This window comes from Streptomyces sp. NPDC046985 (genome assembly GCF_040644415.1).
Lineage (GTDB): Bacteria > Actinomycetota > Actinomycetes > Streptomycetales > Streptomycetaceae > Streptomyces.
The window spans coordinates 16245-35826 of record NZ_JBEYWK010000018.1 but is presented as its reverse complement, the minus strand read 5'-3'; the positions used below and the strand labels follow the sequence as shown (position 1 = coordinate 35826).

17 protein-coding genes and 1 tRNA gene are annotated in these 19582 nt (G+C 70.8%); 6 read left to right on the top strand and 12 right to left on the bottom strand.

Annotated features, from left to right (window positions below; genetic code table 11):
- Window positions 1–151 precede the first annotated feature (151 nt).
- The 6 genes from ABZ861_RS22815 to ABZ861_RS22790 all read right to left on the bottom strand — a co-directional run bounded on the left by ABZ861_RS22815 (window position 152) and on the right by ABZ861_RS22790 (window position 5261).
- Entirely contained in the window at window positions 152–1402 is a 1251-nt protein-coding gene (locus tag ABZ861_RS22815; RefSeq protein WP_361632922.1) for an acyl-CoA dehydrogenase family protein, read from the bottom strand.
- Window positions 1403–1491: 89 nt separating this feature from the next.
- A complete protein-coding gene (locus ABZ861_RS22810; RefSeq protein WP_361632920.1) occupies window positions 1492–2133 on the bottom strand; it encodes a GAF domain-containing protein in 642 nt (213 codons plus the stop codon).
- Window positions 2133–2720 (bottom strand): ATP/GTP-binding protein, encoded by a 588-nt coding sequence (locus ABZ861_RS22805; protein WP_361633197.1) that lies wholly within the window; start codon window positions 2718–2720, stop codon window positions 2133–2135. The genes ABZ861_RS22810 and ABZ861_RS22805 overlap by 1 nt, the downstream gene beginning before the upstream one ends.
- A 52-nt stretch (window positions 2721–2772) precedes the next feature.
- A complete protein-coding gene (locus ABZ861_RS22800) occupies window positions 2773–3192 on the bottom strand; it encodes a DUF742 domain-containing protein (RefSeq protein ID WP_361632918.1) in 420 nt (139 codons plus the stop codon).
- Window positions 3189–3707: a roadblock/LC7 domain-containing protein gene (locus tag ABZ861_RS22795; protein ID WP_361632916.1), complete on the bottom strand. Its 519-nt coding sequence runs from the start codon at window positions 3705–3707 to the stop codon at window positions 3189–3191. The genes ABZ861_RS22800 and ABZ861_RS22795 overlap by 4 nt, the downstream gene beginning before the upstream one ends.
- A gap of 33 nt (window positions 3708–3740) precedes the next feature.
- On the bottom strand, window positions 3741–5261 hold the full coding sequence (locus tag ABZ861_RS22790) for an ATP-binding protein (RefSeq protein WP_361632914.1): 1521 nt from the start codon (window positions 5259–5261) through the stop codon (window positions 3741–3743).
- Window positions 5262–5439: 178 nt separating this feature from the next.
- Between ABZ861_RS22790 and ABZ861_RS22785 the strand changes: the two genes are divergently transcribed.
- Window positions 5440–6936: a helix-turn-helix transcriptional regulator gene (locus tag ABZ861_RS22785; RefSeq protein WP_361632912.1), complete on the top strand. Its 1497-nt coding sequence runs from the start codon at window positions 5440–5442 to the stop codon at window positions 6934–6936.
- A complete protein-coding gene (locus ABZ861_RS22780; protein ID WP_361632910.1) occupies window positions 6933–7640 on the top strand; it encodes an HAD hydrolase-like protein in 708 nt (235 codons plus the stop codon). Before ABZ861_RS22785 ends, ABZ861_RS22780 begins: the two co-directional genes overlap by 4 nt.
- Window positions 7641–7842: 202 nt before the next feature.
- Here ABZ861_RS22780 and ABZ861_RS22775 read toward each other — a convergent pair whose 3' ends face one another.
- A complete protein-coding gene (locus tag ABZ861_RS22775) occupies window positions 7843–8133 on the bottom strand; it encodes a hypothetical protein (RefSeq protein ID WP_361632908.1) in 291 nt (96 codons plus the stop codon).
- Window positions 8134–8209: 76 nt separating this feature from the next.
- Between ABZ861_RS22775 and ABZ861_RS22770 the strand changes: the two genes are divergently transcribed.
- Both ABZ861_RS22770 and ABZ861_RS22765 read left to right on the top strand, forming a co-directional pair.
- Window positions 8210–8488: a hypothetical protein gene (locus ABZ861_RS22770; RefSeq protein ID WP_361632906.1), complete on the top strand. Its 279-nt coding sequence runs from the start codon at window positions 8210–8212 to the stop codon at window positions 8486–8488.
- Window positions 8489–8527: 39 nt separating this feature from the next.
- Entirely contained in the window at window positions 8528–8893 is a 366-nt protein-coding gene (locus tag ABZ861_RS22765) for an SUMF1/EgtB/PvdO family nonheme iron enzyme (RefSeq protein WP_361632904.1), read from the top strand.
- Window positions 8894–9014: 121 nt separating this feature from the next.
- Here the strand turns inward: ABZ861_RS22765 and ABZ861_RS22760 are convergent, their stop codons facing one another.
- Window positions 9015–9299, bottom strand: a complete 285-nt coding sequence (locus ABZ861_RS22760) for a hypothetical protein (protein ID WP_361632902.1) — start codon at window positions 9297–9299, stop codon at window positions 9015–9017.
- Between the two features lie 91 nt (window positions 9300–9390).
- Between ABZ861_RS22760 and ABZ861_RS22755 the strand changes: the two genes are divergently transcribed.
- Window positions 9391–10050, top strand: coding sequence for a helix-turn-helix transcriptional regulator (locus ABZ861_RS22755; protein ID WP_361632900.1), 660 nt, complete (start codon window positions 9391–9393; stop codon window positions 10048–10050).
- Window positions 10047–11660 carry a tyrosine-type recombinase/integrase gene (locus ABZ861_RS22750; protein ID WP_361632898.1) on the top strand — a complete coding sequence of 538 codons (1614 nt, stop codon included), beginning with the start codon at window positions 10047–10049 and terminating at the stop codon, window positions 11658–11660. The genes ABZ861_RS22755 and ABZ861_RS22750 overlap by 4 nt, the downstream gene beginning before the upstream one ends.
- Window positions 11661–12272: 612 nt before the next feature.
- Here the strand turns inward: ABZ861_RS22750 and ABZ861_RS22745 are convergent.
- From ABZ861_RS22745 to tmk, 4 genes are all read right to left on the bottom strand, one after another.
- Window positions 12273–12346, bottom strand: a tRNA-Thr gene (locus ABZ861_RS22745).
- Window positions 12347–12453: 107 nt separating this feature from the next.
- Window positions 12454–14013, bottom strand: a complete 1560-nt coding sequence (locus ABZ861_RS22740) for an alpha/beta hydrolase (protein ID WP_361633194.1) — start codon at window positions 14011–14013, stop codon at window positions 12454–12456.
- Window positions 14014–14358: 345 nt separating this feature from the next.
- Window positions 14359–15564 (bottom strand): DNA polymerase III subunit delta', encoded by a 1206-nt coding sequence (locus tag ABZ861_RS22735; RefSeq protein WP_361632896.1) that lies wholly within the window; start codon window positions 15562–15564, stop codon window positions 14359–14361.
- A gap of 334 nt (window positions 15565–15898) precedes the next feature.
- Complete coding sequence (gene tmk, locus ABZ861_RS22730; RefSeq protein ID WP_361632894.1) at window positions 15899–19366, bottom strand: dTMP kinase; 3468 nt, start codon at window positions 19364–19366, stop codon at window positions 15899–15901.
- Window positions 19367–19582: the final 216 nt, after the last annotated feature.

Below are 19582 nucleotides of genomic sequence, written 5' to 3'. Positions count from 1 at the left end.
CCTCGGCTGTGGCTGTGGCTGTGGCTGTGGCTGTGGCTGTGGGGGCGGGGTTCCTGACTGCCGGCCCCTCCTCGGGGAGAGGGAGGCAGGGGCCGGCAGCGGGACCCGTGCGCAGCGGCGGGGATTCACGGAAGGTGCTGCGCACGGGGGCTCATGCAGCGGTCGGATCGGGGCGGGCCCAGGCCACTTCGGCGGCGAGGCGTTCGGACCACTGGACGCAGTCCTCGTCGAGGGCGGCGTCGGCGAGGCGGATGCGCTGGACTTCGCCGGTCCCGGCCGGTGGGTGGGTGTGCTGGACGTCGCGCCACAGGCGCTGGAGGACGTAGTCGCCGTCGAGGGCGTGGGCGCCGTGCAGTTCCATGGCGTCCTGCACGGACCGCACGGCCCATTGGTGGCCGAGGTACTTGGCGTTGATCAGGTCGCCGTCGCAGGACAGGCCGCGGTCGAGCAGGTGCACGGACTGGTAGGCCAAGATGCGCGCGGCGCGCAGGCGGGACTCCATTGCGCCGATGCGGTCTCGCAGAACGGGCAGGTCGGACAGGGTGCCCCGGTAGCGGGCGCGGGTCTTGAGGCGGGCGGTCGTGACGGCCATGACCGCCTCGTGGACTCCGAGGCTGACGGCGGACAAGTTGGGGCGGCCGTACAGGATGCTGCTGCTCTGGGCCACGGCCAGACCTTGGCCGATGTCTCCGATCCTGTTGTCCTCGGGGACACGGACGCGGTCGAGGTCGAGGCGACCGGCGGAGAAGCCGTGCAGGCCGAGTCCGGGGCGGTGGTCGGCGACGGTGAGTCCGGGGCGGTCGGACTCGACCATGAACGCGGTCAGCGCCTGGGAGGTGTTGACGGCCTCGGCGGTGCGGGCGATCACGAGGTGGGCTCCCGCGAGATGGCTGTTGCCGATGTGCACTTTGCTGCCGGTGATCACCCAGTGGTCGCCGGAGCGGTCGGCGGTGGTCTCGATGCCGCCGATGTGCCCGCCGGCCCGCGGTTCGGTCACGGCGATCGACAGCAGCAGGGAGCCGTCCGCGACACGGGGCAGCCAGCGGCGCTTCTGCTCCCAGGTGGCGAAGTGCCACAGGGCGCCGACGGGGATCAAGGTGGCCTGAAGGATGGCCGCGGCAGCCGCCGAGACCCGCGCGATGCGGTGGACCAGGATCATCTTGGCCACGTGGCCGGCGCTGAGACCGCCGAGGGCGGAGGGGACGGTGACGGCGAACCAGCCCCGTGCGGCCATCAAGGCAGCGACCTCGCGCTCCACCCTGCCGGGGGCGTTCTCCATGCGCGCGACGCGCGGCGCGACGTCCTCGGCCGCGAAGGCGTCCGCCTCGTCCCACAGCCGTTCGTGGCGGGCGGTGAGGTAGGGACGCAGCGCCGGTGGCGGCGTGGCGGGTGTGGCGGGCATCGTCGTCTTCCCTCTCCCTGGGTGGTGGTCGCGCGGTGGAGCGGCCGGGGGATCGCCTGCGGCTCCCGGGCGGCGGTGGCGAAAGGGCCCTAGCAGAAGGGCGCGCGGACGATGTGGTCCATCACCTGGGCACCGGCGCCGATGACGACGTCTCGGAGCCGTCGGGCCTGGCTCAGGGGGCGCGGCTCGGGGTCGATGACGCACACCGTGCCCAGCACGGCGCCGCTGTCGTGGATGAGGGGTGCGCCGAAGTAGGAGCGGATGCCGACCGCGTCGACCACGTGGTTGCCGCTGAAGCGCGGAGACGCGTGCACGTCGTGCAGCGGGAGCGCCTTCCTGCGGGCCATGACCTCCGGGCACCAGCCGTGGTCGCGGCTCATGGTGCGTCCGACGATGACGTGCCCGCTGTCCGCGGCCGGCTGGTGCAGCCCGACGAAGGTCTGCCGCTCCAGGAAAAAGTTGACGAATCCGTACAGGAATCCGGCCTGTGCGGCCATGTCGCGGGCCAGCTCGTCGAAGTCCCCGTCGGCGGCGACGGGCACGCCCAGGCGCTGAAGCAGCTCACGGCGCCGCGCCAGCTCGCTCGCCTGCTGGGCCTGCGGTCCGGTGACGGGGGCGCTGGCCGAGACGGACAGCCCTCGGACGAGGTGCCGCAAGTCGCGTCGCGGCAGTGACCGCGTGGCCGGTTCGGTCTGCGGCGGGAGATAGGGGTCGTGAGGCTGATACGACATCAGGCGTCCTGGAGGGTGGAGGTGGGCGCGGGGCGAACGGCGCCCGCGGATGCGTTCTGCACGGCGTGGCCGACGAGGGTCAGCAGGACGCCGGCGACGTGGCTGGGATCGCGGGCGTCGCAGGCGACCACCGGTACGCAGGCGGGCAGTTCGAGGGCGGCGCGGACCTGTTCGGGGTGGTAGCGGTGGGCTCCGTCGAACTGGTTCACGGCGACGACGAAGGGCAGGCCGATCTCTTCGAAGAAGCAGATGGGGGTGAAGCTGCTCGCCAGTCGGCGGGTGTCGACCAGCACGACCGCGCCGACGGCTCCGCGGGCCAGGTCGTACCAGAGGTCGACGAACCGGTCCTGGCCGGGCGCGCCGAACAGGAACAGCTCCAGGGGCACGGGCGCGTCGAGCAGGCTGAGGCGGCCGAAGTCGAAGGCGACCGTGGTGGTCTCCTTGGCCTCGACGCCCGCCAGGCTGTCCACGCCCGCGCTCGCCTCGGTCAGATACTCCTCCGTGCTCAGCGGCGTGATCTCGCTGACGGCGCCCACGGCCGTGGTCTTGCCCGCGCCGAACCCGCCGGCGATCACGACCTTCAGCACGGTCGGCGCACCGGCAGGCAGAAGGGCGCCCGTCGGCGGCGGCACGGCCGGGTCATCCGGCCTGTCGGTAGGAGACGGCATCGGGCCACTTCCTTCTCAGGCCCGCATACAGGGCTGCTAACAGGTGCGTGGGCGTGGAGGGACGTGCTCCTGCGGCCGTGCCGGCCGGGGCGTAGGCAGCGGTTGCGGAGACGACCAGAGCGCCGGCGTCCAGGAGGTCCGAGACGAGGATCGTGACTGCGGCGACGGGGCGGCCGAGTCGGCCCGCCAGCTCTGCCACCGACCGCCGGTGCTCGCGGCACAAGGCGATGATCTCCTCGCACTCCTCGGCCTGTCCCGGGCCGGCGCGCCCGGGTCCGGTGTCCAACACGGCGTCCAGGCCGAGCAGGTGCCGTGGCCGGGTGCGACCGCGCGTCAGGGTGTAGGTCCGCACGAACGTCGAGTCCTCGGCCGCGCCGACGTGTGCGCTCACCTGGTTTCGTCGCCCGTGCCGACGCGGACGGGAATCTGCATGTAGGGCGCGAACTTCTGGACGAGGCGCCCCGTCTCGAATCCCACCGAGCCGACGTCGGCGTCCGTGGTGGCGATGACGGCGAGGACCGTGTCCACCGCACCCCGTTCGTTGCCGGGATGGTTCTCGAAGGCCGCGCTGCGCCCGGCGCTCTGGACGAAGATCAGGCAGTCGTCCCGCTCGATGACGACCTGCCTGGCCGGCCTCTTCTTGTGGCCGGGACCGGTGACGTTCGCCGCGATAGAGGCGATTCCGCTGAGCGCGGCCGACAGCTCGTCCGCCCAGTCCTTGTCGACTTCGCTGTCCAGCAGCCGCAGTCCGTCCCGCGAGAGCAGGACGGCGTGCGTGACGCCCGGGACGTCGGCGGCGAAGTGCCTGAGCAGCCAGAGCATGTCACCCTGCTTGCCGCTCGCCGTCACCTCCGCCCGGGGCGCCAGGCCCGTCATGTCGTTCATCTCAGAGTGGGTGCTGCTCATAGGGATCGCTCCAGAAGGGGGAAGAGGCGAGGGTCAGGGCATGGGCTGGGTCGTCGAAGCGGGGGGGGGAGAACCGGCGGTTCCGCCGGCCCGGACGCCGTTGCGGAAGTCGGCTGCGAGCCCTGGCTTCGCCGCCGTCGCGGGAGCCTGCTCTGGCTCACGCGGCGGACGGAACGAACCGGTCTGGCGTGGTCGTCTGGGCAGGTCGGGCGCGATGGCACCCGCCTCTCCGATCCCGGGCGCACCTGCGGTGATCGGGCGTGTGACCTGGCCCGCCGACGAGTCGGCCGTCGCCGCGGCGACCTGCCGCGGCGGCGGAGGCGCGGAAGGACGTGTCTGCCTGCCGCGAGCGCCAGCCTCACTCACGGGAGGAAGCGCTACGAGGAGCCGTGCCGGAACGACGACCAGGGCGGTGGTCCCTCCCGTCACGTTCTCCTGCAAGAGAACGGACAACCCGTGCGACTGGGCGATCTTCGCGGCGACCAGCAAGCCGAGCTGCCCGGCTCGCACCTGACCGCTGACGTCGACCTCGTCGGGCGCCGCGAGCAGGCGGTTCATCTGTGCACGCGCCTGCGGATGCACGGGAACGGCTCGGTCCTCGACTTCGACCGCCAGCCCGGTCGCCACCCGCTGCGCACGCACCGTCACCTTTGTCGCGGGATCGGAGCACTCACAGGCGTTCTCGATCAGCTCGGCCAGCAGGTGCGTCAGGTCCGGACCCACATGTCCCGGCAGACCCAGCTCGGCGCCCACCGAACCGGCCGCGACCGTCACACGCGGATACTGCACCACCTCGGAGACGGCGCCGCGCAGCGCGGTGGTCACGGGAACGGGACGACGCACGCTGCGCAGAGACTGGCCGCCCAGCACCGCCGTGCTCTCCACCTGGCGCCGCATCCGCGTCACGAGGTGATCGATCTCGAAGATCGTCGACAGCAGTTCCGGGTCGTCCGTGAGTTTCTCCAAGCGAGTCAGCGCCTCCAGCGCCTTCCCGACCAGGGCGTGCTCCCGCACGGCCAAGCGGCGCAGCACCTCCAGGAGGACGACGGACTGGGACTCGTCGTGCACGCGTATCAACGACGCGACGGCCTGCACCTGGAGGGCGCTCAACGCCTTGCCGATCTCCGCGGCAGGACCGGCCGACTGCGACGTCCGGCTGTCCGGCAGCGGCGGTCGCGCCCCACGGCACAGCTCGTCCGCCGACCACTGCACCGACTTCTCGACGGCCGCAGCCGCGTCCAGAGCAGCTTGCCACTCCGCAGCCCGCTTCTTGACCCCAGCCGCAGCCAGCGCTCGGGCCGCAGTCTGGACGCGGTGCCAGGACATCAGACCGGTGCCTGCCAGACAGACCGCCAGACCGCCCAGCAGCCAGGCAAGGGGCAGCCCTGCCAGCCACGCAACGAGGGATGCGGCGAGTGGCAGAGCCGTTGAAAGCACGCCGACAGCCACAGCAGCACGCACCTTGGCGAGCGCGAGTTGATCGAACTCATCCCGGGGCGGTCGGCTGCGGCCGTGCGTGACCAGACCGGTCTGCGACTCGGTGACGCTCTTCATGCCCTTCCCTCCGCCGTGAACGCGGTCACTTCCGGACGGTGCGCTCGGTGCAACGGGCAAGATTGTGGGACTAGGACGTCGCCAAGCCGATCCCTAGAGCGATATCTCTGTGGAGATAAGGCATCCCGCATATCGTGTAAGAGCCGGGAAGGTACAAGCCCAGGGGGGATCTCCCGCCATGAGACAGTCGAACCGAGCGTGCGCGAAGTGCCATACAGAGCTGAGTCGGTACAACCCTGACGCCCTGTGCTCCGTGTGTTCCAAGACGGCCGCCGCACCAGGTGTGCCAGACCGTGCTTGGCGGGATGAGGCCGTTCAGAGAGCCCTGGTCGCCTGGGACTTCGGTGAGGTTCTCAGACTCGTGCGCAAGCGTTCTGGCTTGTCTCAGATGGCCGTACGTGAACTGACCGCTCTCCCTCAGTCCTTCATCTCCGCTCTGGAGCGCGGTCAGAAGCAGATCGGCAGCCCTGACACACTTTTAGACCTACTCCGCGGCTTAGGTCTGCCCTCTGACCTGCAATCTCTGCTCTTAGTAACGCTCGGGGGAGAGCCGGCGATCCCGATCCAAGTGGACTCCTCTGACCCTGCATTGCCTTGGACGATGGATCGTATGGTGAGGTCACTGGAAGCGGCCACCGGAGGAACCACCATGAAACGCCGCCACGTACTAGCTGCGCTCAGTGGAGCGGCACTCACTCAGTACGTTCTGCAATCAGCCATCGCACCCGTCGAACCCTTCGTGGCCTCTGCCGGCAACACCGCCGTCTCCGCTTCTCTGATCGACTCTTTGCAGACCACCACCGACGCCCTGCGCCAGGCCGACGCAACCAACGGCAGCGGCAACCTTGCGCAGACGGCAAAGGCCCATCTGCGGATGATCCTTCACCTGCTCAAGCACGGTTCCCACTCCGAGCAACACGGTCGCCGGCTGGCAGCGGTCGCAGCGGACACGACCTCCCAGGCAGGATGGTTCACCTTTGACAGCGGTGACCACGAAGCCGCCCAGCGCCTGTTCCTCAGTGCCCTGCGTGCCGCTCACGCTTCAGGTGACGCGAGGCTGCGAGCCGGAGCCTTGGGATTCCTCGCCATCCATGCATACTCGACTGGCGATCCGCGCGACGCCATCACCGCGACGCGTACTGCGCGGCAGGTCGTCATCGGGCACGACGCACCCGCACTCCACGCGATGCTCTTAACTCGTCAGGCACGCGGCCACGCCCGCTTGGGCGAAGAGCGCGGGGCCTTGGCCGCCCTCAGTGAAGCTGAGGAACTGTGCTCCCGCGGACGAGGCGAAGACGACCCCCACTGGCTGTACTGGGTCAACGCTGGCGAGATTCTCGGACAGACTGGCAGTTGCTACCTCGATCTTGACCAGCCGGTCCGGGCGGCAGAGTGCTTCACTGCGGCTCGCGGCGTGCTCAACCGGGAAGAAACCCGGACTACCGCGCAATTTCTCTCCCGAGCCGCGACAGCACAGATGCGCGCGGGAGAATCTGATGCTGGCTGCGCTACTGCCCACGAAGTTCTGGACATCGTAGAAGGTGTGCAGTCCGCCAGGCTCGACGACCACCTCTTCAAGATGCTGCGAGAGGCCGCGACATTCGAGTCGTCCCCGTTTGCAGAGGAGTTGCTGGACCGGGGAAAGGTCGTTATGCGTAAAAGGAGAAATGAGTGATTCTCGTGCTCTGGGATATCGATCGCACCCTCCTCTACACGGGAGGTATCGATCGGCAAGTCTATCGCGAGTTGTTTGAGGAGGTCGTTGGTCGACCTGTGGTTAAGCTTCCCGCCCGTGGGACCGGAGTGACGATGCCGCTCGCTGTTCTCGAACTGCTACGAGTGAATTCCGTAGAAGCGGGGAAAATTAGGAAGTTCGCGGACGATATCGTGCGACGCATGCCCGCTCAACTTCTCAGTCATCAAGCCGACATTGCGGATACGGGGCGCGTGATGCCTGGTGCACTTGCCTCTTTGAAAGCCGTGGGGAAGAGTGATGAGCTACTGCCTACTGTGGTCACCGGAAATTTACGCGAGAGCGCTGCGATCAAATTGCGCACGCTCGAACTAGACCGCTATCTCGATCTAGACATCGGCGGTTACTCTTCGGACGACGCGCACCGCCCTTCCCTAGTGGCTGTAGCTCAACGGAGAGCCGGAAGACGCCATGGGCATGAATTTACCCCACAGAACACCGTAATTATTGGTGATTCGCTAGAAGATGTTCGTACGGGTCAGGAAGGAGGTGCCGCTGTGATCGGGGTAGCTTCCGGTACGACAAGAGTTGACGAACTCACGTCCGCAGGAGCACGGCATGTAATTCCGGATTTGAGAGACCCGCATCACCTGCTGCAGCTTATCCACGAGTGCGCGTCTAAGTAAACCGATAGGAATCTGCGAATTGGCCGGACGGTGGCGCCAAAGCCAAACGATGACCCCGCCCCGAATAGCCACCGAGGCAATACAGGGAAAGCTCAAGCGGAGTGGCCAATTCCAAAAGGCTGACCGGCGACGCGTCTGAACAGGTTCGGCAGAGTGAGCCTTGCAGACAGCGGCTGGGGAGTCCATGGCCGACTGACCGCAGTCAGTCGCCGACGAACCACAGATACAGGTGCAGCCCGCGCTCGACGACCTGGCACAATTCGCGGGCCTGCCCGACCCAGTCACCACCCCGGTCGGCAGGAAGCCGGTCGAGTTCCGACAGCATCAGCGGCACCTGCCGCTGGTTGAAGACCGCATCCCCAAACGGCGTCAGGGCCCAGAGCATCGGAAACTCCGCCGGGTCCAGATCCGCGAAGCTGGCCGTCCACTCCACACCAGCTTCGGCGCGAACCACGACGTTCCCGCTGTCACTACGCACCGCCATATTGATCATCCGCCCAGCCTATCGGTGCTCACGCGACCCACCTGAGGAACTCGACAAGCTGATGCGCCGAATGCGGTTGCCCCACATGCGCAAGGCTGCACCCGACGTCCTGGTCACTGCCAGGGCCCAGCGGTGGGAGCCCGCCGAGGTCCTGCGGCTGCTGATCTCCGAGGAGGTCACCGGCCGCGACGCGGCCACCCGGCGCCTTCGCCGCCACTCGGCGAATTTCCCCACCGGCAAGACCCTCGCGTCCTGGCGGGCCGAGGACTCCACCATCCCCGACCTCCCCCCAGCACTCCCTGAGCACCTTGGAGTGGATCGGAGGTTCGTGCTGGCCACTGAGCACCGGCCGCCTCGGTACTGACCCGAGGGCCGCTGCCCCGTCACCTTGGCCACTCACCCCGTGGTGTGGGTGGCGTGGCACGACGCGACCGCGTACGCCCGATGGGCGGGCAAGGCCCTTCCCACCGCACAGCAGCGGGAGAAGGCGGCTCGCGGACCGCGCGGGCGCATCTACCCCTGGGGCAACGAACCGACCGCCGAAGGCGAACACGGCCGAGGCCGGCATCGACGCGACGACCCCCGTCTCCCGCTACCAATCCAGGGTCAGCCCGTTCGGCGTCTTCGACCTGTGCGGCAACGTCTAGGAGTGGTGCGCCACCGAAGAGCAGTCCGGCAACGGACGACATCACCTGAAGGGCTCCACGTTCACCTCCCCGATCGAACGGGCCGCACCGTCCCTGATGAACACCGCCGCCGCGTCGATTAAGGACAACGACACGGGATTCCGCTGCATCACTGTCCCGTAGAACGCGGGCGCCGTATACGGCGCCGACGACGGAGCCCGTCTTCGTTGACCCCCAGGTCAGAGCATCGTCTGGTTGACGCTTCTATGCGGCGAGGCCGTGCCCGCTTCGGCCGTCGCCCCGAACTTGGCCTTCCTGTGGGCGCTCCAGGCCAAGCAGCCTCAGCAGGTCAGCGGTCACCACCCGGTAGGCGTTGCCGAGACGCAGCACCTTGACCGGGTACTCCCCCCGCTTGGCGAGTCCGTATCCCGTGGATCGGCCGATCATCAGCGCCCGGTTCGAGGTGTCGAGGTCGATCACCGCGGGGAGGGCAAGCAGCTCGTCGCCCGTCAGCCCGCGCGCCTCACGGGACGCATCGAATGCCTTCATGACATCCTCCTTAGAGTTTCTAGTGTCGCGGCGATTCCGTAGACGTATCACGTTGTTGCGGCAGCGCTTTTTGACGATCTACAGTGTCATCATGACACCCACTCAATGGCCGGCGACGTTCACCGGCCGGATCGCCCAGCGCCTGCGGGAAGCCCGCCGGGCCGCCGGCCTCACCATGGCCGAAGCAGCTCAGGGCTGCGCCGACCGCGGTCTGCCCGAGTTGACCGAGCACTCCCTGAAGAACCTGGAGTCCGGGCGCAAGACCAGCATCACCGTCGCGGACTTCGTCGTGCTGGCCGACGTCCTGGGCGTCCCACCGGTGACCCTCCTCTTCCCGCTCGGGTCTTCAGCCACTGTCGAAGTCCTCCCGGGTCGCGAGGTGTCCACATGGGAGGCGGTCGCGTGGTTCACCGGCGAGTCCCCCCTGGACGAGGCCGCCCCCGAGGGCTCCGCACGCAACGTCCTAGACGTCTTTCGTCAGCACGGTGATCTGGTGGCCGCCGCACTGTCATCCCACGCCTTGGCCAGGGAACGGCGGCGGGCGGCCAGTACCACCTTGGACCGGGCCCGCAGAGCCACCCTCCTGCAACGTGCCGAGGGCTACGAGGAGCACGCGTTCGAGGACTGCCAAGAACTACGTACGTTCCGTGGCCGGATGCGCGACCGCGAGCTGGCACCTCCGTCCCTGCCCGACGAGCTGGCCTTCGTCGACCAGCCCGAAACATCAACTCCCTCGGAGGACAGCGAGTGAAGAACGGCAACCTCATACGACGGTGCCGCTGCACGGACCCGAAGACCAAGAAGGAACACGGCGCTTCCTGCCCGAAGCTCAAGTCTTCACGCCGACACGGCACTTGGACCGCAATCCAGGAACTCGAACCCAGTCAGAACGGCGACCGCAGGCGCTTTCGCCGTGGCGGCTTCGAGACGTCCACCAAGGCCCAGGAGGAGCTGGACAAAGTCCGCGCCCTCATGTCCATCCCCGAGGAAGACGACGCCTGGGGCAAAACCCAGATCAGCGACCTCCTGGAGAACTGCGTCAAGGACAAGGACCCGGTCCCGGACTACGACGAGACCCGCCGCCGCTTCAAGACGGGGCAGCCCCTGAACTCCAAGGTCACCGTGGCGGAGTGGCTCGACTCCTGGCTGGCGGGACGCAAGCGTCTGCGGCGCGGCGGAGCGGCCCGCTACGAGTGCGATATCCGCGTCCACCTGAAGCCGCATCTCGGGCACCTGCGCCTCGACAAGCTCCGCGTCCACCACATCGACTCGATGTTCGACGCGATCAACGAGCGCAACATCGAGGTCCAGGAACAGAACGCCCAGCGGCGCGTCGTACGCGACGACCTCAAGGCCACGCCGAACAAGGGCGCCGAGAACCGCGCCCGCCGCCATTGGCTGCGGGCCCAGCTCGACGCGATGCCCCCCTTCCGACGGATTACCGGCCTCAACACCCAGCCGCACATCCGGGACACCCTGCGCGCCGCGCTGAACGTCGCCGTCGCCCAGCAGGTGATGCCCGCCTTCAACCCGGCGGCGCACGTCGAGTTGCTGCCGGGCACGAAGCCGAAGGCCCTCGTCTGGAGCGACGAGCGCATCGCGCGCTGGAAAGAGACCGGCGAGAAGCCTTCGCCGGTCATGGTCTGGACTCCCGAACAGGCTGGCACGTTCCTCGACTTCGTTGAGCAGGACCGGCTGTACGTGCTCTGGCGGATCATCGCCTTCCGGGGCACACGGCGCGGCGAAGGGTGCGGCGTCCGCTGGGAAGACCACTCGGCCAAGGCACGCTCGCTCGCCATCGCCACCCAGCTCGTGCAGGACGGCTGGGAGGTCCACGAGGGCGCCCCGAAGACCGACAGCGGCATTCGCCTGATCGCCCTCGACGAGGAGACCAACCAGGCCCTCCTGGCTCACAAGGCCCGCCAGCAACAGGAGCGGGAAGCGTGGGGCGAGGGCTGGCAGGACACCGGCCGCATCTTCACCCAGGAGGATGGGTCCCTTCTCCACCCCGGCAAGGTCAGCGACCTCTTCGAGCGTCTCGTGGAAGCCGCCGCCCTCCCTCCGATCCGGCTTCACGATCTTCGCCACGTCGCAGCAACGCTCATGCTCGCCGCCGGGGTCGACGTCAAGGTGGTCTCCGACACGCTCGGCCACTCGGACACGCGGATCACTCGGGACATCTACCAGTCGGTCCTCGACGACCTCGCTCGCGACGCCGCCGAGAAGGTCGTTCAGCTCGTGCCGCACGCCCGGAGGTCCCTGGCAGCGGTGAAGGTCGGGGAGTCGGCAGCCTCTCCGCGCCGGCCCAGGATGACGCCTCCGAGCAAGAGCGACGAGGCCAAGGAAGAACGCTCCGCCTGATTCAGGAGCAAAGGAGCCCCGGTCAGCGGATATCTGACCGGGGCTCCGGCATGTGATGAACGCCACTCACTAGTCGCAGCGGACCGAGAGTGATCGCATAGCGTGACTCTTTCCCTCCCCCCGGACAGCCAATCCGGGCGCGCTCCGTTTAGGGCGCGGCGCAATCGGCGTCCAACGAGCGGCCTCGGGTGAGCCACCAGCACATCACCCCTCGTGGGCCCCGGCTCCGCTTCGCGCTCCAGCCGTTGCCGATGCAGCCGAAGGTGGGGCTCGGTGTCCATACGGTTGAACGCGAAGAATCCCTGACAGCTACGCGGAGGAATGCTGCCCGTCTCCTCGGCATGCGGCTTCGGACCCCTGTACCTGGCCGAAGCCTTCCCAGGCGGCGACGCCAGACGAGGGCTTGTAGGGATGGAACAACAAGCAGGTCGCCGTCCGCCCACACTCGTCGAGGCTCTCGGCCACCGCCGCTGCACGCCATTTGCACGTTTGGCCACCGGTCGGCCACCAGGAGCCGCCCGGCCGAACCTCTGGGCTGACGCGCCGACAGGAGTTAGGTCACGAAATGGAAAAAGCCCCAGGTCACGGCGAGTGAGTCCTGGGGCTGATCCGAGCCGCTTTCGGGATTCGAACCCGAGACCTACGCATTACGAGTGCGTTGCTCTGGCCATCTGAGCTAAAGCGGCGTGCTGTCGGCACCATGGTGCGATCGGCAACGTCGGTAAGTCTACACAGTTTCCCAGGGTGGTTCGCACCCGCCCCGGGGGCTGGACGGCGGGGCGGGTGCGGAGGGCTATGAGCAGCGCTTTCCCGGGGTCGGCGGGGTGCCGCGGAGGAGGTAGGCGTCGATCGCGGAGTCGATGCAGCGGCTGCCGCGGCCGTAGGCGGTGTGGCCGTCGCCGTCGAAGGTGAGCAGGCGGCCCGAGGAGAGCTGGGAGGCCAGGGCCTGGGCCCAGCGGTAGGGAGTGGCCGGGTCGCGGGTGGTGCCGACGACCACGATGGGGGCGGCGCCCTTCGCCTCGATGCGGTGCGGCTCACCGGTGGGCCGCACCGGCCAGTACGCGCAGTTCAGGGACGACCAGGCCAGGCCCGCGCCGAAGACCGGGGACGCCTTCTCGAACGTGGGGAGCGCCTTCTCCACCTCGGCGGGGTCAGCGAAGGCCGCGGGCGAGTCCAGGCAGTTCACGGCGGCGTTGGCGTACATCAGGTTGCTGTAGCGGCCCTTGGAGTCACGCTCGTAGTACATGTCCGAGAGGGCGAGCAGACCCACGCCGTCCCCCTTGTTCATGGCCGAGGCGAGCGCCTTGCGCAGTTGCGGCCACGCCGCCTTGTCGTACATCGCCGCGATCACGCCCGTGGTGCCCAGCGCCTCGCCGAGGCGGCGGCCGTTCGCGTCGCCGGTGGACAGGGGGTGCGCGTCCAGCTTGCGGAAGAATGCCTCCAGGTGCTCGCCGGCCTGCCGCGGCGTCGTGCCGCGGCCGCCGAGCGGGCAGTCGCTCTGCCGCGCGCAGTCCTTCGCGAACGACTGGAACGCCGTCTCGAAGCCCGCCGTCTGGTCCAGGTTCGTCCGGCGCGCGGACAGGGACGGGTCGATGGCGCCGTCCAGAACCAGCCGGCCCGACCGCTGCGGGAAGAGCCCGGCGTACGTCGCGCCGAGGAACGTCCCGTACGACGCCCCCACGTAGTTCAGCTTCTGGTCGCCGAGGACCGCCCGGAGGATGTCCATGTCGCGCGTCGCCTCCACGGTGGAGACGTGCCGCAGGATACGGGCGTCGCGGGCGCCGCAGCCCTCGGCGAACTTCCGGTACTCGCCGACGAGCGCGTCGGTCTCCGCGCGGTCGTCGGGAGTGACGTCGGTCTGCGTGTACGCGTCCATGCCCCGGTCGTCGAGGCACTTCACCGGCTCGCTGCGGGCGACCCCGCGCGGGTCCATCGCCACGATGTCGTAGCGGGCGCGGACCTCCGCGGGGTAGCCGAGCCCGGCGTACTGCTGAAGGTAGTCGATGGCCGAGCCGCCCGGACCGCCCGGGTTCACCAGCAGCGAACCGAGGCGGCTGCCCGGCCCCGTGGCCTTCTTGCGTGCCACGGCCAGCTTGACGTCGCCCGATGACGGCTTGTCGTAGTCCAGCGGCGCCTTCATCGTGGCGCACTGGAAACCGGGAACCCCGCAGTCGCGCCAGGCAAGCTTCTGCGCGTAGTACGACGCCAGCGAGGACGGCGTGGCCTGCGGCAGCGCGGTCAGCATCGCGACCGCGTCCGCCGCGGACGCCTCACCGCGTTGCCCGTCACTGGCGGCGCAGGAGGAGAGGAGCAGGGCGGCGGCCACGAGGAGTGGGCCGCCCGTCCGGGGCATGCGGACGGCCGCGCTGCGGGGCCGGTGCCCGCTGCCCGGACGACTTCCGGCCAGGTAGGGCCGGGCGCCGCTCGATGGGCCGCTGAAGGGATCGCTCGGACGAAGGACGCGCCTGAAGTACATCAGGCGAGCGTAACTCTCCGCGACCGTTCCCATGCCTTCCGTAGACCGCGTGCCTCCTATGAGTGACGGCGGGCTCCGTCGCTTCCGTCCCCGTGCGGCGCACTCCGCCCTCCGCGTGCGGCACCGTCGCCCCCCTTCCCGTGCGGCGCTCTCGCCGCCGTCTCCGCCGCCCCTGCCGTCCCGGCGCCTCCGCCGTCCGCGCCGTCCCCGGCCTCCTCGCCGTCAGCCGGCTCTCAGAGACATGGTCATCGCCTCCACCGCCAGCAGCGGCGCCACGTTGCGGTCAAGGGCGTCACGGCAGGCGCCGATGGCCTCGATCCGGCGCAGGGTGGACTCCGGCGAGCTGCCGCGCGCTACGCGCTCCAGCGTGTCCCCCACGTCCGCGTTGGCTATCGCCACGCGCGAACCCACCTGAAGGGCGAGCACGTCGCGGTAGAACGCGGTGAGGTCGGTCAGGGCGACGTCGAGGCTGTCGCGCTGCGTCCGGGTGCGGCGGCGCTTCTGCTTGTCCTCCAGGTCCTTCATCACGCCCGCCGTGCCGCGCGGCATCCGGCCGCCCTGGGCCGCGCCCAGCGCCGCCTTCAGCTCCTCCGTCTCCTTGACGTCCATCTCCTCGGCGAGCGCCTTGGCGTCGTCCGCGGCCGCGTCCACCAGCTCCTGGGCGGCTCTGAGGCAGCCCCCGATCTCGTCGAGCCGCAACGGGAGCTTCAGGACGGCCGAGCGGCGCTCGCGCGCGGCGGGGTCGGTGGCCAGGCGGCGGGCCCGGTCCACATGGCCCTGGGTGGCGCGGGCGGTGGCTGCCGCCACGTCCGGCTCGACGCCTTCGCGGCGCACGAGCATGTCGGCGACGGCGGCGACCGAGGGGGTGCGCAGATTCAGGTGGCGGCACCGGGAGCGGATCGTGGGCAGCACGTCCTCGACCGAGGGCGCGCAGAGCAGCCAGACCGTACGAGGGGCGGGCTCCTCCACGGCCTTCAGGACGGCGTTGGCGGACTTCTCGTTCAGCCGCTCGCCGTCCTCGACGAGGATCACCTGCCACCGGCCGTTGGCCGGGGAGGTGAACGACTTGCGGACGGTGTCGCGCATGTCGTCGGCGAGGATCTGCGTGCCGACGGCGGCCACCGTGCTGACGTCGGCGTGGGTGCCGACGAGCGACGTGTGGCAGCCGTCGCAGAAACCGCAGCCGGGGACGCCGCCGAGCGCACGGTCGGGGCTGACGCACTGGAGCGCGGCGGCGAAAGCTCGGGCCGTCTGCGCCACCCCCGCCCCGGGCGGTCCGGTGAACAGCCAGGCGTGCGTCATCTTCGACGCCTCCGGCGGCGGCGCCTCGCCGGAGGCAGCCGCGACCTGGGCATCTGCGTCCCGGGCCGCGGCGGCCAACTGCTCGGCAGCCTTCTCCTGCCCGACGAGGTCGTCCCACACGCTCATGGGTCACGCCGCCCTTTCGTCATATTCGTCATGGATCGTGGTGCGGCATCCATTGTGCGGGCGCCCACCGACATCGCGCGGAGCCTGTGGACAACGGGCTGTGGACCACGGCGGCGCACGGTCGGCTGTGGACGACGCGGCGCACACGATCGGCTGTGGACGATAGAACTGGGCACGACGGGCTGCGGACAGCGAGGCCGCGGACGGCCAGGGCTCAAAGGGCAGAAGTGCGCCTGCAGGTGGGAGCGGGGGCACCCGAGGGCGGGGGCCTGGGGTGCTCACGCACGAGCGGCGCCGGAAAACCCGGCGCCGCCCGTCCGTACTCCGCTCCGGCTCAGCCCCGGCGACCGCGCCCGCGGCCCCGTCCCCGCCCGTCGCCCCGTCCGTCGCCTCGCTCGCCGCCGGACGCCTCGTCTTGCGACGCGTCCCGCTCGCCGTACGCGCCGTCGTCCTCCTGGTACGCGTGCGGTCCCAGCAGCTCGTCCGCCAGGCTCGGCAGGTCGTCCAGCGGGGTCTCCTCGGCCCAGTCGGGCCGGGGCCTGCGCCGGGGCTCGCCCTCGGGGTCGACCTGCGGCAGCTCGCGCGTACGGTCGTCGGAGCCGTCCGGGCGGTGCGGAGCGGCCCGCTCGTCCCGGAAGTACCCCGGCGGGACCCGCTCCGCGACGTCTCGGTCCCGAGCGCTCCGCGCGTCCCGCGTCTCTCCGCGCTCACGTGTGGTCCGGCCGCCCTGAGCGTCGCCCGCGCCTCGTGCGCGTGCGGGATCGTCGCCCCGGACCGGAGGCAGCACCGCCGTCTCGTCGACCGCCCCGGCGGGTGAGACCCGCGGCAGCACCGCCGTCTCGTCCGCGGCGCCCGCCGGATCGGCCGTCCCCGGCCCGGCCGTGGGGACCACCGGCTGCGGCAGCTCGGTCGTGACCTCGGCGTCGGACTCGGGCTGGGCGGCGGCCCCGGTTGCGGCGCCCCGCCTCCCGTCGCCCGCTGGGCCGCGCTCGCCCGTGTCAGTCCCCGAGGCGTCGGCTCGCTCGTCGTGGTCGCGGTGGTCAGGGCGTTCGTCCCGTACCGGCCGCAGGACCGTCGTCTCGTCCGCCGCGCCGTCTGACGCGCCGCCCGGCGTGACCACCGGCGTGGGCACGGTCATCGCGTCCTGCGCCGCGCCGGGCGCCGGAGGCACCGGCCGGCGGGGACCCGCCTGCGCGGCGGAGGCGGCCTGCTCGGCCGACCGCCGGGCCTCCTCGGCCCGCAGCAGCGCTTCCTCGGCCTTCTGCTGCTTCTGAAGGCGGCGCGCCTCGGCCTCGGCCCGCAGCCGGGCCTCCTCCTCGGCCTGTCGGCGCAGCCGCTCCTGCTCGGCCTGGCGCCGGGCCTGCTCCTCGGCCCTGGCCTGCTCCTCCGCGAGCAGCCGCGCCCGCTCCTCTTCGGCGCGGCGACGCGCCTCCTCGGCGCGCAGCCGGGCCTCCTCGGCCTGGCGCTCGGCCTCGCGCTGCTGCGCCTCCTCCAGCTCGCGCCGCTTGCGCTCCTCCTCCTCGGCGCGCAGCCGGGCGAGCTGTTCCTGGCGCTCGCGCTCCAGGCGCTCCTCCTCGGCCTTGCGCCGGGCCTCCTCCTCGGCGCGGCGGCGGGCCTCTTCCTCGGCCTTCCTGCGCGCCTCCTCCTGGGCCTTCACCTCGGCCTCGGACAGCGGCATGGTCTGGTCGAGGCGGTGCCGGACGACGGTGGTGACGGCCTCGGGCTCCTGGCCCGCGTCCACCACCAGGTACCGGGCGGGGTCGGCGGCGGCCAGCGCGAGGAAACCGGAGCGTACGCGCGCGTGGAACTCGGCGGGCTCCGACTCCAGGCGGTCGGGCGCCTCGGTGAACCGCTCCCGCGCGACCTCGGGCGCGACGTCCAGCACGACCGTCAGGTGAGGCACCAGGCCGTTCGTCGCCCAGCGGTTGATGCGGGCGATCTCGGTCGGCGACAGGTCGCGGCCCGCGCCCTGGTAGGCGACCGAGGAGTCGACGTACCGGTCGGAGATCACGACCGCGCCGCGCTCCAGCGCGGGCCGCACCACCGTGTCGACGTGCTCCGCGCGGTCGGCCGCGTACAGCAGCGCCTCCGCGCGGTGCGAGAGCCCGGCCGAGGAGACGTCCAGCAGGATCGACCGCAGCCGCTTGCCGACCGGGGTGGCGCCCGGTTCGCGGGTCACGACGACCTCGTGCCCCTTGGCCCGGATCCAGTCGGCGAGCGCCTCGACCTGCGTGGACTTCCCGGCGCCGTCGCCGCCCTCCAGGGCGATGAAGAAGCCCGAGTCCGCGGGGACCGTCACCGGGTCGTCGCCGCCGCGCAGCGCGTCGAACAGGTCCCGGCGCAGCGGCACGCCGGAGCGGTCGTCGACCTTGGCCAGCACCAGCGCGGCGACCGGCAGCAGCAGGGCGCCGACCAGCATCAGCGTGAAGGCGGCGCCGCCGTGCGCGAAGACGAACCTGCCGTGCTCCAGCCGGTGCGGGCCGATGCCGGCCGCGACCACCGGGGCGACGACGGCGCCGAGGGCGGTGAGGACCCGGACCACGGCGTGCAGGTGCTCGGTGGCGCGCGGGCGGCGGTAGTCCTCGGTCTCCTGGTCGAGCAGGGTGTGGCCGGTGTGGGCGGCGACGCCCGCGGCCGCGCCGGCCAGGACGAGGATCAGCAGGACGGTGGTGACGTCCGGGACGAGTCCGGCGGCCAGCAGGGCGACGCCGGTGACGGCGACGGCCAGCGCCAGCAGCCGCCGCCGGGACAGCGAGACCAGGGCCTTGGGCGCCGTGCGGACGCCGACGGCCACGCCGCCGGTCAGGGCGAGCACGGCCAGCCCGTAGAGGGCCGGGCCGCCGCCGAGGTCCCGGGTGAGCAGCACGCCGACGGAGACCGCCGCGGCGACCGCCCCGGCGACGGCGGCGCAGGCGAGCACGAGGAGCGGCACGGCCCCCGTGCGGCCCTTGTCGACGCCGGCGCCGGTCTTGGGACGGCGCAGCCCCTCCAGCGGCGACCGCGCGCGCGGGGTGCGCGTGCCGGGCACCTCCAGGGACGTCAGCACGGACAGCGAGGCGGCGAACAGGCCGGACGCGACATAGGCGGCGAGGGCGGCGCGGTGCTGGTCGAACCAGACGAGGCCGGCGCCCAGGAGGCTGTTGAACAGGGCCGCGACGACCAGGGCCGCGGCCGCCAGCGGGACGGCCAGGAAGGTCGTCCTGAGCGACAGGCGCCGCAGGGCTTCCAAGTGGTCCGGCAGGGGCCGCACCGTGGCGCCCTCCGGGGGCGGGGCGGGCAGCAGCGCGGGCGCCGCGCTCTCGCGGCACACCGTCCATACGCGCTCGGCGACCCCGGTGAGGAAGACGGTCACCAGGAGCAGGATCAGCGCGTTGTCCGGCGTCCAGTCGATCCACAGCGGCGCGACGATGAGCAGCGCGGCCCGCACTCCGTCGGCGCCGACCATGGTCCAGCGCCGGTCGAGCGGCCCCTCTTGAGCGGTGAGCGCGGAGAGCGGGCCGAGCAGGACGGCACCGGCCAGCACGGTCGCCAGGACGCGCACCCCGAAGACGAGCGCCACCGCGAACGCCACGCCGCGGTAGCCGCCTCCCAGGGCGCCCTGGGCGACCGCCGTCTGAAGGGCGAGGGCGACCAGGACCAGGAGCGCCAGGGTGTCGCCGACACCCCCCACCAATTGCGCGCTCCACAGTCGCCTCAACTGCGGTCGGCGCAGCAGGGCGCGGACGGCGCGCTCGCGGGAGTCCGCCACCAGGCTGTCGTCCGGTGGCGGGGTGGGGGCCGTTGGCTGCTCGGCTCGCGTCATGCGTTCAGCCTATCGGGAGGCGCCGACAGCATGCCGTGACGCCCCGAACGTGCGAACGCCCCGTCACCGAAATGATGCCGGGGCGCACACGTCGCGCACATTCGGGAGAGGACGCCGGCCGCGCGCGGGAGGCTGGCTCAGTCCTCGGCCGCACGCCAGGACCGGGCTCCGCCCTCGGCCGCGCCCCGGAGGCGGACTCAGCCCTCCGCCGCAGGC

What these genes read in the sequence shown, in the direction of transcription:
- ABZ861_RS22815 (WP_361632922.1), bottom strand. Translation starts at nt 1,402, where the DNA reads ATGCCCGCCACACCCGCCACGCCGCCACCGGCGCTGCGTCCCTACCTC.
- ABZ861_RS22810 (WP_361632920.1), bottom strand. Translation starts at nt 2,133, where the DNA reads ATGTCGTATCAGCCTCACGACCCCTATCTCCCGCCGCAGACCGAACCG.
- ABZ861_RS22795 (WP_361632916.1), bottom strand. Translation starts at nt 3,707, where the DNA reads ATGAGCAGCACCCACTCTGAGATGAACGACATGACGGGCCTGGCGCCC.
- ABZ861_RS22790 (WP_361632914.1), bottom strand. Translation starts at nt 5,261, where the DNA reads ATGAAGAGCGTCACCGAGTCGCAGACCGGTCTGGTCACGCACGGCCGC.
- ABZ861_RS22785 (WP_361632912.1), top strand. Translation starts at nt 5,440, where the DNA reads ATGAGACAGTCGAACCGAGCGTGCGCGAAGTGCCATACAGAGCTGAGT.
- ABZ861_RS22775 (WP_361632908.1), bottom strand. Translation starts at nt 8,133, where the DNA reads ATGATCAATATGGCGGTGCGTAGTGACAGCGGGAACGTCGTGGTTCGC.
- ABZ861_RS22770 (WP_361632906.1), top strand. Translation starts at nt 8,210, where the DNA reads ATGCGCAAGGCTGCACCCGACGTCCTGGTCACTGCCAGGGCCCAGCGG.
- ABZ861_RS22760 (WP_361632902.1), bottom strand. Translation starts at nt 9,299, where the DNA reads ATGAAGGCATTCGATGCGTCCCGTGAGGCGCGCGGGCTGACGGGCGAC.
- ABZ861_RS22755 (WP_361632900.1), top strand. Translation starts at nt 9,391, where the DNA reads ATGACACCCACTCAATGGCCGGCGACGTTCACCGGCCGGATCGCCCAG.
- ABZ861_RS22740 (WP_361633194.1), bottom strand. Translation starts at nt 14,013, where the DNA reads ATGCCCCGGACGGGCGGCCCACTCCTCGTGGCCGCCGCCCTGCTCCTC.
- ABZ861_RS22735 (WP_361632896.1), bottom strand. Translation starts at nt 15,564, where the DNA reads ATGAGCGTGTGGGACGACCTCGTCGGGCAGGAGAAGGCTGCCGAGCAG.
- tmk (WP_361632894.1), bottom strand. Translation starts at nt 19,366, where the DNA reads ATGACGCGAGCCGAGCAGCCAACGGCCCCCACCCCGCCACCGGACGAC.